General features: G+C 59.7%; 18 protein-coding genes. All 18 read left to right on the forward strand.

Features of this window, described 5'->3' with window-relative positions:
• Positions 1-4 precede the first annotated feature (4 nt).
• The 18 genes from rpoC (at position 5) to rplN (ending at position 13,602) form a co-directional block, all read left to right on the forward strand.
• The gene (rpoC, locus tag ACUM6F_RS03105) at positions 5-3,487 is read left to right on the forward strand and encodes a DNA-directed RNA polymerase subunit beta' (protein ID WP_425620144.1); all 3,483 of its coding nucleotides are present in this window, start codon (positions 5-7) and stop codon (positions 3,485-3,487) included.
• A gap of 69 nt (positions 3,488-3,556) precedes the next feature.
• The gene (locus tag ACUM6F_RS03110; protein WP_445348347.1) at positions 3,557-3,808 is read left to right on the forward strand and encodes a L7Ae/L30e/S12e/Gadd45 family ribosomal protein; all 252 of its coding nucleotides are present in this window, start codon (positions 3,557-3,559) and stop codon (positions 3,806-3,808) included.
• Between the two features lie 72 nt (positions 3,809-3,880).
• Positions 3,881-4,255, forward strand: coding sequence for a 30S ribosomal protein S12 (gene rpsL / locus ACUM6F_RS03115; RefSeq protein ID WP_425620142.1), 375 nt, complete (start codon positions 3,881-3,883; stop codon positions 4,253-4,255).
• A gap of 12 nt (positions 4,256-4,267) precedes the next feature.
• A complete protein-coding gene (rpsG, locus tag ACUM6F_RS03120) occupies positions 4,268-4,738 on the forward strand; it encodes a 30S ribosomal protein S7 (RefSeq protein ID WP_445348348.1) in 471 nt (156 codons plus the stop codon).
• A 27-nt stretch (positions 4,739-4,765) separates the two neighbouring features.
• Positions 4,766-6,835, forward strand: a complete 2,070-nt coding sequence (gene fusA / locus ACUM6F_RS03125) for an elongation factor G (RefSeq protein ID WP_445348349.1) — start codon at positions 4,766-4,768, stop codon at positions 6,833-6,835.
• A 69-nt stretch (positions 6,836-6,904) separates the two neighbouring features.
• Positions 6,905-8,107, forward strand: a complete 1,203-nt coding sequence (tuf, locus tag ACUM6F_RS03130) for an elongation factor Tu (protein WP_425620139.1) — start codon at positions 6,905-6,907, stop codon at positions 8,105-8,107.
• 10 nt (positions 8,108-8,117) lie between these two features.
• On the forward strand, positions 8,118-8,426 hold the full coding sequence (gene rpsJ, locus ACUM6F_RS03135) for a 30S ribosomal protein S10 (RefSeq protein ID WP_425620138.1): 309 nt from the start codon (positions 8,118-8,120) through the stop codon (positions 8,424-8,426).
• Between the two features lie 137 nt (positions 8,427-8,563).
• Positions 8,564-9,193, forward strand: a complete 630-nt coding sequence (gene rplC / locus ACUM6F_RS03140) for a 50S ribosomal protein L3 (RefSeq protein ID WP_445348350.1) — start codon at positions 8,564-8,566, stop codon at positions 9,191-9,193.
• Positions 9,194-9,241: 48 nt separating this feature from the next.
• Positions 9,242-9,865: a 50S ribosomal protein L4 gene (gene rplD / locus ACUM6F_RS03145; RefSeq protein ID WP_425620136.1), complete on the forward strand. Its 624-nt coding sequence runs from the start codon at positions 9,242-9,244 to the stop codon at positions 9,863-9,865.
• Positions 9,865-10,152: a 50S ribosomal protein L23 gene (gene rplW, locus ACUM6F_RS03150; RefSeq protein ID WP_425620135.1), complete on the forward strand. Its 288-nt coding sequence runs from the start codon at positions 9,865-9,867 to the stop codon at positions 10,150-10,152. Before rplD ends, rplW begins: the two co-directional genes overlap by 1 nt.
• Before the next feature lie 16 nt (positions 10,153-10,168).
• Positions 10,169-10,996, forward strand: coding sequence for a 50S ribosomal protein L2 (rplB, locus tag ACUM6F_RS03155; protein WP_445348351.1), 828 nt, complete (start codon positions 10,169-10,171; stop codon positions 10,994-10,996).
• Positions 10,997-11,011: 15 nt separating this feature from the next.
• Positions 11,012-11,296, forward strand: coding sequence for a 30S ribosomal protein S19 (gene rpsS, locus ACUM6F_RS03160; protein WP_425620133.1), 285 nt, complete (start codon positions 11,012-11,014; stop codon positions 11,294-11,296).
• Positions 11,297-11,308: 12 nt separating this feature from the next.
• Positions 11,309-11,650, forward strand: coding sequence for a 50S ribosomal protein L22 (gene rplV, locus ACUM6F_RS03165; protein ID WP_425620132.1), 342 nt, complete (start codon positions 11,309-11,311; stop codon positions 11,648-11,650).
• 4 nt (positions 11,651-11,654) lie between these two features.
• The gene (rpsC, locus tag ACUM6F_RS03170; protein WP_425620131.1) at positions 11,655-12,311 is read left to right on the forward strand and encodes a 30S ribosomal protein S3; all 657 of its coding nucleotides are present in this window, start codon (positions 11,655-11,657) and stop codon (positions 12,309-12,311) included.
• A gap of 3 nt (positions 12,312-12,314) precedes the next feature.
• Positions 12,315-12,752: a 50S ribosomal protein L16 gene (rplP, locus tag ACUM6F_RS03175; protein WP_425620130.1), complete on the forward strand. Its 438-nt coding sequence runs from the start codon at positions 12,315-12,317 to the stop codon at positions 12,750-12,752.
• Positions 12,753-12,762: 10 nt separating this feature from the next.
• The gene (rpmC, locus tag ACUM6F_RS03180; RefSeq protein ID WP_425622163.1) at positions 12,763-12,942 is read left to right on the forward strand and encodes a 50S ribosomal protein L29; all 180 of its coding nucleotides are present in this window, start codon (positions 12,763-12,765) and stop codon (positions 12,940-12,942) included.
• 12 nt (positions 12,943-12,954) lie between these two features.
• Positions 12,955-13,215, forward strand: a complete 261-nt coding sequence (gene rpsQ / locus ACUM6F_RS03185) for a 30S ribosomal protein S17 (RefSeq protein ID WP_425620129.1) — start codon at positions 12,955-12,957, stop codon at positions 13,213-13,215.
• Positions 13,216-13,233: 18 nt separating this feature from the next.
• Positions 13,234-13,602, forward strand: a complete 369-nt coding sequence (rplN, locus tag ACUM6F_RS03190; RefSeq protein ID WP_425620128.1) for a 50S ribosomal protein L14 — start codon at positions 13,234-13,236, stop codon at positions 13,600-13,602.
• The last annotated feature ends 24 nt before the right edge of the window (positions 13,603-13,626 follow it).

Here is a 13,626-nt window from a genome sequence, read left to right on the forward strand (position 1 = left end):
GCACGTGCCGGAACTCACCAATTTTGATCGTATCCGCATCGGATTAGCTTCACCTGAACATATCCGCGCCTGGTCGCATGGCGAGGTTAAGAAGCCTGAGACAATCAATTACCGGACCCTGAAGCCCGAACGGGACGGGCTCTTTTGCGAGCGCATTTTCGGTCCCACCAGGGACTGGGAGTGTCACTGCGGCAAATACAAGCGTGTGCGTTACAAAGGCGTCATCTGCGACCGCTGCGGGGTGGAGGTCACCCGTTCAAGGGTCAGGCGCGAGCGTCTCGGGCACATCGAACTGGCGGCGCCGGTTTCGCACATTTGGTACTTCAAGGGCATCCCTTCGCGGATGGGCCTTTTGCTGGATATGTCCCCGCGCGCCCTGGAGAAGGTTTTGTATTTTGTTTCTTACATTGTCACCGATCCTGGGGACACCCCTCTGATCAAGAAACAACTACTGACCGAGCAGGAATACCGGGAGTATCGCGAAAAGTACGGCAATGCCTTCAAGGCGGGCATGGGCGCCGAGGCCATCAAGTCGCTCCTCCAGGAGATCGATTTACAGACCCTGGCCCAGGAACTGCGCCAGGAGATCCGCGACGTGACTGGCCAAAGGCGGATCAGGGCCATTCGCCGCCTGGAAGTGGTCGAGGCTTTCCGGAAGTCGCACAACCGCCCCGAGTGGATGATCCTGGATGTTCTTCCTGTCATCCCGCCGGAGCTCAGGCCTATGGTCCAGCTGGACGGCGGCCGGTTTGCCACGTCCGACCTCAACGACCTGTACCGGAGGGTCATTAACCGCAACAACCGCCTGAAGAGACTACTCGAGCTCGGCGCCCCGGACATCATCGTCCGCAACGAAAAGCGCATGCTCCAGGAGGCGGTTGACGCCCTGATTGACAACGGCCGGCGCGGCCGGCCGGTTACCGGGCCCGGGAACCGGCCCTTGAAATCCCTCTCCGACATGCTCAAAGGCAAGCAGGGCCGCTTCCGCCAGAACCTCCTGGGCAAGCGCGTGGACTATTCCGGCCGTTCGGTTATCGTCGTCGGCCCGACGCTCAAGCTGCACCAGTGCGGCCTGCCGAAGGAAATGGCCCTCGAACTGTTCAAGCCTTTTGTTATGAAGCGCCTTGTCGCCAGCGGCCTGGCCCACAACATCAAGAGCGCCAAGCGTATGGTGGAACGCGTGCGGCCCGAGGTATGGGACGTCCTGGAAGAGGTCATCAAGGACCACCCGGTGCTGTTGAACCGTGCCCCGACTTTGCACCGCCTGGGTATCCAGGCTTTTGAGCCGGTCCTGGTCGAGGGGCGGGCCATCCAGATCCACCCTATGGTTTGTACAGCCTACAACGCCGACTTTGACGGCGACCAGATGGCCGTGCACGTTCCCCTGTCGGCCGAGGCCCAGGCAGAGGCGCGCCTTTTGATGCTCTCAACCAACAACATCCTCAATCCCAAGGACGGGCGACCGGTAACCGTGCCCACGCAGGATATGGTCCTGGGCATCTATTACTTGACCATTGAAAGACCCGGCGCGTCCGGTGAGGGCAAGGCGTTCAAGGATCCTGAGGAAGCCGTGCTGGCTTACGACAGCGGCGCGGTATCCCTGCAAGCCAGGGTGAGGGTGCGGATGCCCGACGATGAAACCGTGAACTACGACGTGCGCGGGCAGATGCTCGAAACCACCGTGGGCAGGATCATCTTCAATTCCATCCTTCCCAAGGACCTTCCGTACATCAACAAGATCGCCGACAAGAAGGTCCTGGCCAAGGTTGTCGACAAGTGTTACCGTAAGCTGGGATATGCTGAAACCGCCGAATTTCTCGACGGCGTCAAGTCGTTGGGCTTCCGCTTCGCGACCCGCGCGGGGATGACCATCGGCGTCGAAGACATCGTGATCCCCGAGAAGAAGAGCCGGATTCTGCAGGAAACCGAGAAACGCGTGGAGACCGTCGAGGAGCAGTTCCGCCGCGGCTTAATTACGGCCGACGAGCGCTACCGCAAGGTCATCGGCGCCTGGAACGAGGCCACCGAGACTGTGACGAAGGAACTCCTGGACACGCTTGACCGCTTCAACCCAGTTTACATGATGGCCACCTCGGGCGCCCGCGGCAACATCCAGCAGATCAGGCAGCTCGCCGGCATGCGCGGATTGATGGCCGACCCTTCCGGCCGGATCATCGACCTGCCGATCAAGGCCAGTTTCCGGGAGGGCCTTACCGTGCTGGAATACTTCATTTCCACGCACGGCGCCCGCAAGGGCCTGGCCGACACCGCCCTGCGCACCGCCGACTCCGGTTACCTGACGCGGCGGCTGGTCGACGTCGCGCAGGACGTCATCGTGCGCGAGGATGACTGCGGGACCGACGACTACATCGTGGTTTCCGAAATCAAGGACGGCTCGGAGGTCATCGAGCCTCTGGAAGACCGTATTATCGGCCGGTTTGCGGCGGAAGACATCGTCCATCCCGAGACCGGCAAGGTTATCGTACGAAAGAACGAAGAGATCAAGGACGACGCCGGCGAGCTGATCGTCAGCCTAGGCATCAAAAAGGTCAAGGTCCGTTCGTCCGTGACCTGCAAGACCCGCCACGGCGTCTGTCGCAAGTGCTATGGCCGTAACCTGGCCACCGGATACATCGTCGATATCGGCGAGGCTGTCGGCACGATTGCCGCCCAGTCGATCGGCGAACCCGGAACCCAGCTCACGATGCGCACCTTCCATACCGGCGGCGTCGCCGGCGAGGACATTACGCAGGGTCTGCCGCGCGTCGAGGAGCTTTTCGAAGCCCGGAGGCCCAAGGGGCAGGCCGTGGTCGCCGAGATCGGCGGGACGGTGGAGGTCCGCGAGCAGAAAGGGCGACGTGAGATCGAGATTACGAGCGCCAACGGCGAACGCATGCAGTACGCCGTTCCTTACGGGGCTCGCTTGAAGGTCAAGAGCGGGGACAGCGTCGAGGCCGGCGACGAGCTTACCGAGGGTTCGGTAAACCCGCACGACTTGCTGAAGATTAAAGGACCGTGGGCCGTCCAGCTCTACCTGCTCCAGGAAGTGCAGAGGGTTTACCGGATGCAGGGCGTCGACATCAACGACAAGCATATCGAAATCGTGATCCGCCAGATGTTGCGCAAGGTTAAGGTCGAAGACGCTGGGGACACCGAGTTCCTGCCGGGCGGCCTGGTCGATATCCTGGACCTGGAGGAAGAGAACGCGCGCGTCGTAGCGAGGGGAGGCCGGCCCGCGACGACCAAGCCGGTGCTGTTGGGCATCACCAAGGCTTCGCTGGCCACCGACTCCTTCCTGTCGGCGGCTTCGTTCCAGGAGACGACCAGGGTGCTTACCGAGGCGGCGATCAAGGGTAAGGTCGACCCCCTGATCGGCCTGAAGGAAAACGTCATCATCGGCAAGCTTATTCCCGCGGGTACGGGCATGACGCGCTATCGCAACCTGGAGGTGATGGCGGAATCCGACGAGTTGCAAATTCCGCAGTAATAAGTTGACAAACGGAGTTCCACGGTGCTATTATTTTTAAGTGCGTGAATCTTGGAGGGAGGATTTGCCGTGCCCTTCGAGAGGCTTACAACCGCGTGTCGTAAAACTGTGGGAACCAAACAAACCTTAAAAGCGGTGCAGCGTGGGCAAGCGAAAGTCGTATTTGTGGCCCAGGACGCCGAGGCACATGTAAGTGTTCCGCTGATTCAGGCCTGCCAGGTAAAAGGTATCCCAATCGTCGAGGTGCCGACGATGAGGGAACTGGGCAAACTCTGCGGGATTCTTGTAAACTGTGCTTCAGCGGCGGTCATAGAAGATTAGTAATCTTGCCCCTTACCAAACATGTAAGGGGCATATTTATCAGTCCCAATCTTGTATGGAGGAGGTGGAAGGATGCCGACTATCAACCAGCTTGTGCGTAAAGGGAGAGAAACCATCGCGCAGAAATCCGCTTCTCCGGCGCTGAAGGAATGCCCGCAGAAGCGCGGGGTCTGCACGCGCGTTTATACGACCACACCCAAGAAGCCCAATTCAGCGCTGCGTAAGGTGGCCCGTGTCCGTTTGACCAACGGGTACGAAGTGACCAGCTACATCCCTGGTATCGGGCACAATCTGCAGGAGCACTCGGTTGTACTGGTACGCGGGGGCAGAGTCAAGGACCTCCCCGGCGTGCGCTACCACATCGTGCGCGGGGCGCTGGACGCCGCCGGCGTACAGAACCGCAACCAGGGACGTTCGAAGTACGGAGCAAAGAGGCCCAAGAAATAAGGGGGGAAACATGTGCCGCGCAGAGGACCCATCGGCAAGCGTGACGTCCTTCCGGACCCCGTACACGGCAGCAAGAGGGTTACCAAGCTGATCAACCAGATCATGCTGGACGGGGAGAAAAGCGTTGCCGAATCGATAGTCTACGGCGCCTTCGACGAGATCCGCGAGAAGACGGGTAAGGATCCGCTTGAGGTTTTTGAACAGGCGATGAAGAATGTCATGCCGATCGTTGAGACGCGTCCCCGCCGTGTCGGCGGCGCCAACTACCAGGTTCCGGTCGAGGTTCGCCCGGAGCGCAAGCAGACCCTGGCTGTCCGTTGGATCACCAATTTCGCGAGGGCGCGCGGCGGCAAGACCATGCGGGAGAAGCTCGCCGCCGAGATCTTGGATGCCGCCAACGGGACGGGCGGATCGGTTAAGAAGAAGGAAGACACCCACAAGATGGCCGAAGCCAACAAGGCTTTCGCGCACTACAGATGGTAGGCGTAATATTTTAGGAGGTTTTGGGTAATGGGGCGCCCGTGGCCGCTTGAACGGACACGCAACATAGGTATAATGGCGCATATCGATGCCGGCAAGACGACGACCACCGAGCGCATCCTGTTTTACACCGGCAAGGTGCACAGGATCGGCGAAGTCGACGACGGCGCCGCGACCATGGACTGGATGGTCCAGGAGCAGGAACGGGGTATCACGATCACCTCGGCGGCGACGACGTGCTTCTGGCGTGATCACCGCATCAACATTATCGATACGCCAGGGCACGTGGACTTTACGATCGAGGTAGAGCGCTCGCTGCGCGTCCTTGACGGCGCTGTGGCCGTGTTTTGTTCTGTCGGCGGGGTTGAGCCCCAGTCCGAGACTGTTTGGCGGCAGGCCGACAAGTATGGCGTGCCGCGTATTTGTTACGTCAATAAGATGGACCGCATCGGAGCCGATTTCTTCGAGGTGCTCAAAGCCATCCGCGAAAAACTCGGGGCCAACCCGGTGGCCATCCAGCTGCCGATCGGTGCGGAGGACCGCTTCCGGGGGATTATCGACCTGGTCGACAACAAGGCTCTTTTCTATGACGACGACCTGGGCAAGAAGATAAGGGTGACCGAGATCCCCGCGGAAATGGCCGAGCTTGCCGCCGAGTACCGCGAGAAGATGCTCGAAGCGGCCGCCGAGGCCGACGAGGAATTGATGGCCAAATACCTCGACGGCGGGGAACTCTCCGTGGACGAGATCAAGGCGGGCCTGCGCAAGGCCACGGTGACGGTAAGCATCGTCCCCGTGCTCTGCGGATCGTCGTTTAAGAATAAGGGCGTACAGCCTTTGCTTGACGCCATCGTCGACTACCTGCCCGCCCCCACGGACGTGGCCGAAATCGTCGGCGTGGTGCCGGACACCGGTAAAGAAGAGAGAAGAAGGACCAGCGATGACGAGTCTTTCGCCGCCCTGGCCTTTAAGATCATGGTTGATCCCTATGTCGGGAAGCTGACCTTTTTCAGGGTTTATTCCGGCACCTTGAAATCCGGATCTTATATTTATAACTCGTCCAAGGGCAGGAAAGAGCGGATCGGCCGCCTCCTTTACATGCACGCCAACCAGAGCGTCGACGTGGACGCCGTATATGCCGGCGATATCGTCGGGGCTGTCGGACTTAAGTTTACGACGACCGGCGATACTCTATGTGAGGAAAGTAAACCCATCATCCTCGAGGCCATGGATTTCCCGGAACCCGTCATTTCGGTCGCCATCGAGCCGAAGACCAAGGCCGATCAGGATAAGATGGGCATCGCCCTGCAGCGTCTGTCTGAGGAAGACCCCACCTTTAGGGTCTGGACCGACGAGGAAACGGGGCAGACTATCGTCGCGGGAATGGGCGAGCTCCACCTGGAGATCATCGTGGACCGGCTCCTGAGGGAGTTTAAAGTCCAGGCTAACGTGGGACGCGTCCAGGTTGCCTATAAGGAAACGGTAACCAGGACCGTCAGAGCTGAAGGAAAGTTCATCAGGCAGTCGGGCGGACGCGGGCAATACGGCCACGTCGTCCTGCAGGTGGAACCGCTGGAGCGGGGAGCCGGCTTTGTCTTCGAAAACAAGGTCGTCGGCGGGGTGGTACCCAAGGAGTACGTCCCGGGCGTCGAGGCCGGGGTAAGGGAAGCCCTGAACAGCGGAGCATTGTCCGGGTATCCGGTGATCGACGTTAAGGTTATCCTCCTCGACGGCTCTTATCACGCCGTCGACTCGTCCGAAATGGCTTTTAAGATTGCGGCTTCGATGGGCTTCAAAAAGGCGGTTGAGGAAGCGAAACCCGTCCTTCTGGAGCCGGTAATGAAAGTCGAGGTCGTCGTTCCCGAGGAGTATACCGGGGATGTCATCAGCGACCTCAATGCCCGCAGGGGGCACATTGACGAAATGGAAATGAGGGGCAGGCTGAGAGTGGTGCAGGCGAAAGTGCCGCTGGCCGAGATGTTCGGTTACGCTACCGATATGCGTTCCCGGACGCAGGGCCGCGGAACTTACACAATGCAGTTTTCCCACTATGCGGAGGTGCCCCCGAACATTGCCGAAAAGATTATGAAGCATTACTAATACCGGGTAGTGCAAGAGTTTCTAAAACTCTCAAAAATAAACCTAAACCAAGATTAAGGAGGAAGACCCATGGCGAAAGCCAAATTTGTGCGCACCAAGCCCCACGTAAACATTGGAACCATCGGTCACGTCGACCACGGCAAAACCACCCTGACGGCGGCGATCACCCTGATCCTGTCCAAGTACGGTCAGGCCACCTACAAAAAGTATGACGAAATCGACGCGGCGCCGGAAGAAAAGGCCCGCGGCATCACCATTAACACCGCCCACGTCGAGTACGAGACCGCCAAGCGCCACTACGCGCACGTCGACTGCCCCGGGCACGCCGACTACATCAAAAACATGATCACCGGCGCGGCCCAGATGGACGGCGCCATCCTCGTCGTTTCCGCCGCCGACGGTCCCATGCCGCAGACCAGAGAGCACATCCTTCTGGCCCGCCAGGTTGCCGTGCCTTCCATCGTCGTCTTCCTGAACAAGGCCGACATGGTCGACGACCCCGAACTTCTCGAACTCGTCGAAATGGAAGTCAGGGAACTCTTGAGCAACTACGAATTTCCCGGTGACGACACGCCCGTCATCGCCGGTTCGGCTTTAAAAGCCCTTGAATGCGGCTGCGGCAAAAACGAATGCGACGCCTGCGCCCCCATCCTCAAGCTCATGGACGCCGTCGACGAATTCATTCCCACCCCCGAGCGCGACGTCGACAAGCCCTTCCTCATGCCCGTGGAAGACGTCTTCTCCATCACCGGGCGCGGCACCGTCGGCACCGGCAGGGTCGAGCGCGGCAGGGTCAAGACCGGCGACGAAGTCGAGATCGTCGGCTTCATGGAGAAACCGCGCAAGACCGTCGTGACCGGCGTGGAAATGTTCCGTAAAATCCTGGACGAAGCCGTGGCAGGCGACAACGTAGGTTTGTTGCTCAGAGGCGTCGACCGCAAAGAACTCGAGCGCGGTCAAGTCCTGGCGAAGCCAGGGAGCATCAAGCCCCTCACCGAGTTTTCGGCCGAGGTTTACGTCCTAACCAAGGAAGAGGGCGGGCGGCACACCCCGTTCTTCAACGGCTACCGTCCCCAGTTTTACTTCCGGACCACCGACGTCACCGGCGTCATCAAGCTGCCGGAGGGCGTGGAGATGGTCATGCCGGGCGACAACATCCGGGTGGACATCACCTTGATCACGCCGATCGCCATCGAGGAAGGTTTGCGTTTCGCTATTCGCGAGGGCGGCCGGACCGTTGGTGCCGGTGTCGTCACGGCCGTCAAGGCATAGGAGGGATACGATGCCCAGACAGAAAATCCGGATCCGCCTGAAGGCTTTCGACCACGGCATGCTGGACCAGTCCGCGGCGAAGATCGTTGAAACGGCCAAGCGTACCGGAGCGAGCGTGGCCGGTCCCATCCCGCTGCCGACCGAAAAGAGCATCTACACGATTCTCCGGTCGCCGCATAAGGATAAGGACTCGCGGGAGCAGTTCGAAATCCGGACCCACAAGCGCTTGATCGACATTCTCGAACCGACGCCGAAGACGGTTGACGCTTTGATGCGCCTGGACCTGCCCGCCGGCGTTGACATCGAGATCAAGCTGTAACGCAGCAGGCGCTGCGCGCCTGCTTGGCAGTAAGCGATAGGCGTTAGGCATTAAGACTTAAGCAACCACGGGTCTGGCCTGAGACTGTTCTAACGCTTAGTGCTCAGTGCTTAATGCCATTGTTTGGAGGTGTAAAGATGGCCAAGGGAATTCTCGGGCGTAAGCTCGGGATGACGCAGCTCTTCACTCCGGAAGGGCTGGTGGTCCCCGTGACTTTGATAGAAGCGGGCCCCTGTACCGTCGTACAGAAGAAAACGGTTGACCGTGATGGCTACAACGCCATCCAGATCGGCTGGGGCGAGGTGCGCGAAAAAAAGGTCACCAAGCCTGTCCGCGGGCACTTTGCCAAGGCCGGGGTCAAGCCGAAGAAGTACCTGCGCGAGCTGCGGGTCAATGACGTAATAGAGTACAAGATCGGCCAGGAGATAAAGTGCGACATCTTCAACGCCGGCGAAATGGTCGACGTTACCGGGACTAGCAAGGGCCGCGGGTTTGCCGGAGGTATTAAAAGACATGGTTTCCACCGCGGGCCGATGGGGCACGGCTCCAAGTATCACCGCCGGCCCGGCTCGGCGGCGGCCAAAGGCCCGGCCCGTATTTTCAAGGGTCGCAAGATGCCCGGCCATTACGGTGTGGAAAGAGTCACCGTGCAGAATCTCGAGGTTGTCAAGGTTGATCCGGAGCGCAACCTTCTGGCTGTAAAAGGTGCGATTCCCGGCCCTGCCAACGGCCTGGTTTTTGTGCAGAAAGCCGTTAAGAACAGGTAAGGGAGAATTTTCGTTTTTTAATGGCATCCAAGGAAAGGAGGAGCGGTCGTGCCTACAGTAGCAGTCGTTAACACCAACGGCGAACGGGTGGGCGAGATCGAGCTGAGCGAAGATATCTTCGGGCAGCCCGTCAACGAGGCGGTTCTGCACGAGGTGGTCGTGATGCACCTCGCCAACCGGCGCCGCGGGACACACGATACCAAGACCAGGGCCGAAGTCAGGGGCGGCGGAAGAAAACCCTGGCGCCAGAAAGGCACCGGTCGGGCGCGTCACGGTAGCATTCGCTCGCCCATCTGGCGGGGCGGCGGCATCGTCTTCGGCCCGCACCCGCGTGATTATAGCTACAGCGTACCGAAGAAAGTCAAGCGGGTGGCCCTTAAGTCCGCCCTTTCGGCTAAGGTTAAAGAGGGGAAGCTTATCGTCCTCGATACGTTGACCCTGGCTGAGCCCAAGACCAGAGAAATGATCGGCGTCATCGACAACCTCAAGGTTAACGGCGGCGCGTTGTTTGTGACCGCCGAACGGGACCTCAACGTGGAAAAGTCGACGCGCAACATCCCTGGTTTCAAGTCGTTAGAAGCGCGGCAGCTAAACGTCTACGACCTCCTGGATCACGACAACCTGGTGTTGACCAGGGACGCCGTGGCCCGCGTCGAGGAGGTGCTGGCATAATGAAGTACCCGTACGATATCCTGCGGAAGCCGCTGGTGACCGAGAAATCCATGTCGCTGACCGGGGAGAACAAGTACTCCTTCCTGGTCGATCCGAAGGCGAACAAGACCGAGATCAAACGCGCCGTTGAAGAGATCTTCAAGGTCAAGGTCGTGAAGGTCAATACCATGCGGCAGGTCGGCAAGGCCAGGCGCCGGCGCAACATCGTCGGCTACACGCCGGAGGTCAAGAAGGCCATTGTGACCCTTCGCGCGGGCGACAAGATCGAATTCTTTGAAGGCGTATAGGTAAGGAGGGAAACACGTGGCGACTAAGAAATTCAAACCCACCTCCCCAGGACGCCGATTTGTGACCGTTTCCGACTTTGCGGAAATCACGGCCGCCGAACCGGAAAAGTCGCTGGTCCAACCCTTGAAGAGGACCGGCGGGCGCAACACCCAGGGGCGGCTGACCGTCCGCCACCAGGGAGGCGGGCACAAGCGCAAGTACCGAATTATCGACTTTAAGCGCGATAAGGACGGTATCCCGGCCAAGGTCGTAAGCATTGAGTACGACCCCAACCGCTCGGCCAACATCGCCCTGGTCAGCTATGCCGACGGCGAGAAGCGCTACATCCTGGCCCCGGTCGGTCTGCAGGTCGGGCAGACGATCGTCTCCGGCCCGGACGCCGACATCAAGGTGGGGAACGCTCTCCCGCTGCGCAACATCCCGGCCGGCACGCTCATCCACAACCTTGAGTATTATCCGGGCCAGGGAGCCAAGGTCGTCCGTTCCGCCGGCGGCGCGGCGCAGCTGATGGCCAAGGAAGGCGATTACGCCCACGTGCGCTTGCCGTCGGGCGAGGTCCGGCTGTTCAGCATGGACTGCAAGGCTACCATCGGCCAAGTCGGCAACCTCGAGCATGAGAACATCACGGTCGGCAAGGCGGGCCGCAACAGGTGGCTCGGTATTCGCCCGACCGTCCGCGGTGTCGTGATGAATCCGGTCGACCACCCGCACGGCGGCGGCGAGGGCCGCTCACCGATCGGGCGGGCGCCGGTGACGCCTTGGGGTAAACCGGCACTCGGCGCCAAGACACGGAAGAAGAACAAGCCCAGCGATAAGCTGATTGTTAAGCGGCGTTCGAAGTAAGAAAGGGGGTATACCATGGGTCGCTCACTGAAGAAGGGGCCTTACTGCAGTCCCAGGCTTCTGGTCCGTATCGAAGAAATGAACGCCAGGAACGAAAAGAGGGTTCTGAAGACCTGGTCCCGGCGGTCGACCATCTTCCCCCAGATGATCGGCCATACCATCGCTGTCTATGACGGCCGTAAGCATGTTCCTATTTACATTACGGAAGAAATGGTAGGACACAAGCTCGGCGAGTTTGCACCGACCCGTACCTTTAGAGGGCACGGGCATCACACCGAAAGATCCACGGCGCTGAAATAAGGGGGGTTCATCGTGGAAGCAAGAGCAGTAGCCAAGTACATCCGGCTCTCTCCCCGCAAGGTCCGTGAGGTTGTGGATCTGGTGCGCGGGAAGCAGGTGGACGAAGCGCTGAGCGTCCTCAAGTTCGTACCCAACAGAGGGGCTCAGGCCGTCGCCAAGGTTATCAAGTCTGCAGCGGCCAATGCCGAGAACAATCTGGAGATGGACCGTGGGGACCTCCGGATCGTGAAGGCCGTTGTCGATCAGGGTCCCACGCTCAAACGCATGCAGCCTCGTGCCTACGGCAGGGCCAATATCAGGCGGGTCCGCACCAGCCATATCACCGTCGTCGTCAGCGACGGAAAGGAGGGATAGGCGAATGGGGCAGAAGGTTGACCCGCGGGGGTTAAGACTGGGTATCGTCCGCGACTGGGACGCCAAGTGGTACGCGGATAAAAAGAATTTTTCCGATCTGCTTCTGGAAGACGTCAAGATCAGGAATTACATCAAGAAGAAGCTCTTTCCGGCGGGGATCGCCCGGGTTCAGATCGAACGGACGGCAAACCGGCTGCGCATAGGCATTCATACCGCCAAGCCGGGCATCGTCATCGGCCGCGGCGGGACCGAGGTCGAGGTCCTGCGCAAGGAACTCGAAGCGATGACCGGGCGGCAGGTGAATATCAATATCGTCGAGGTCAAGGTTCCGGAACTGGACGCCCAGCTCGTCGCCGAGAACGTGGCCGGCCAGATTGAAAGGCGTGTGGCTTTCCGCCGGGCGATGAAACAGATCGTCGGCCGGGCGATGAAGATGGGCGCCAAGGGCATCAAGGTTCAGGTCAGCGGCCGGCTGGCCGGAGCCGAAATTGCCCGCTCCGAATGGTACAGCGAAGGGAAGGTGCCGCTGCACACCCTGCGTGCCGACATCGACTACGGCATTGCCGAAGCCAAGACGACGCACGGCAAGATCGGCGTCAAGGTTTGGATTTACAAGGGAGAGGTTTTACCTGAAAAGGCTCCTCGCGAAGGAGGCAAGTAACCAATGTTGATGCCCAAAAGAGTGAAGTACCGCAGGCAGCATCGCCCCGACCTCGGGGGCCGGGCCAAGGCCGGTACCGAAATCGAGTACGGCGAGTTTGGCCTGCAGGCCACGGACGCTGCCTGGATAACGTCGCGACAGATTGAGGCGGCGCGTATCGCGATGACCCGGCACGCCAAGCGCGGCGGCAAGGTCTGGATCCGCATCTTTCCGGACCGTCCCATCACCAAGAAGCCTGCCGAAACCCGCATGGGGAGCGGCAAGGGTTCTCCGGAATACTGGGTTGCCGTAGCCAAACCGGGGCGCATCCTGTTTGAAATCGCGGGTGTCCCCGAGGAGACAGCCAGGGAGGCCCTGCGCCTCGCTTCGCACAAGCTGCCGTGCGGCACAAAAATTGTGAAACGTGAGGAAGTAGGTGAAGCCCGTGGCGAAAGTTCGTGAACTCTTTGAGATGACCGATGCTGAACTGAGAAAGAAGCTGGCCGATTCCAAGGAGGAACTTTTCCGGCTTCGCTTTCAGATGGCAACGGGGCAGCTCGATAACCCGATGCGGCTAAAGGAAGTCCGCCGCCGGATTGCCCGTTTGAACACCATCATGCGGGAAAGAGAACTGGGGATTAAGCGGGCGTAAGGAGGGATTGACGTGGAACAGCGTGCTTTACGCAAGACCCGGACTGGTACCGTGGTCAGCAACAAGATGGATAAATCAGTCGTCGTCGCCGTGGAGACTCTCGTCCGGCACCCCCTTTACGGGCGTATCGTCCGCCGGACCAAGAAATTCATGGCGCATGACGAGAAAAACGAATGCCAGATCGGTGACAAGGTCAAGATCGCCGAGACCCGTCCGTTGTCCGCGAGAAAGAGATGGCGCGTGGTTGAAATTCTGAAGCGGGCTCAAGCCTAAGCAAGGGAGGTGTAGGCCTTGATCCAGGTGCAAACAATGCTCAACACCGCCGACAATACCGGGGCCAAAAAGTTGATGTGCATCCGTATTCTGGGTGCAAGCTTCCGGCGCTACGCCTCCGTAGGGGATATCATCGTCGCGTCGGTTAAAGAAGCGGTACCCGGCGGCGTGGTGAAGAAGGGCGATGTTGTCAAGGCCGTTATCGTCCGGACGAAGAAGGAGCTGCGGCGCCCGGACGGCTCATATATCAAGTTTGACGAGAACGCAGCGGTAATCATCAAGGACGACAAGACTCCGCGTGGGACCCGTATTTTTGGACCGGTCGCCCGGGAATTACGCGAGAAGGACTTCATGAAGATCGTGTCCCTGGCGCCTGAGGTGCTCTAATCCGTAAAAGGATTCCTCAGGTTA

Source organism: Desulforudis sp. DRI-14, from assembly GCF_052618305.1.

Coding starts and splice junctions, on each gene's coding strand:
- rpsL (WP_425620142.1), top strand. CDS start 3,881: ATGCCGACTATCAACCAGCTTGTGCGTAAAGGGAGAGAAACCATCGCG.
- fusA (WP_445348349.1), top strand. CDS start 4,766: ATGGGGCGCCCGTGGCCGCTTGAACGGACACGCAACATAGGTATAATG.
- tuf (WP_425620139.1), top strand. CDS start 6,905: ATGGCGAAAGCCAAATTTGTGCGCACCAAGCCCCACGTAAACATTGGA.
- rpsJ (WP_425620138.1), top strand. CDS start 8,118: ATGCCCAGACAGAAAATCCGGATCCGCCTGAAGGCTTTCGACCACGGC.
- rplC (WP_445348350.1), top strand. CDS start 8,564: ATGGCCAAGGGAATTCTCGGGCGTAAGCTCGGGATGACGCAGCTCTTC.
- rplW (WP_425620135.1), top strand. CDS start 9,865: ATGAAGTACCCGTACGATATCCTGCGGAAGCCGCTGGTGACCGAGAAA.
- rpsS (WP_425620133.1), top strand. CDS start 11,012: ATGGGTCGCTCACTGAAGAAGGGGCCTTACTGCAGTCCCAGGCTTCTG.
- rpsC (WP_425620131.1), top strand. CDS start 11,655: ATGGGGCAGAAGGTTGACCCGCGGGGGTTAAGACTGGGTATCGTCCGC.
- rplP (WP_425620130.1), top strand. CDS start 12,315: ATGTTGATGCCCAAAAGAGTGAAGTACCGCAGGCAGCATCGCCCCGAC.
- rpmC (WP_425622163.1), top strand. CDS start 12,763: ATGACCGATGCTGAACTGAGAAAGAAGCTGGCCGATTCCAAGGAGGAA.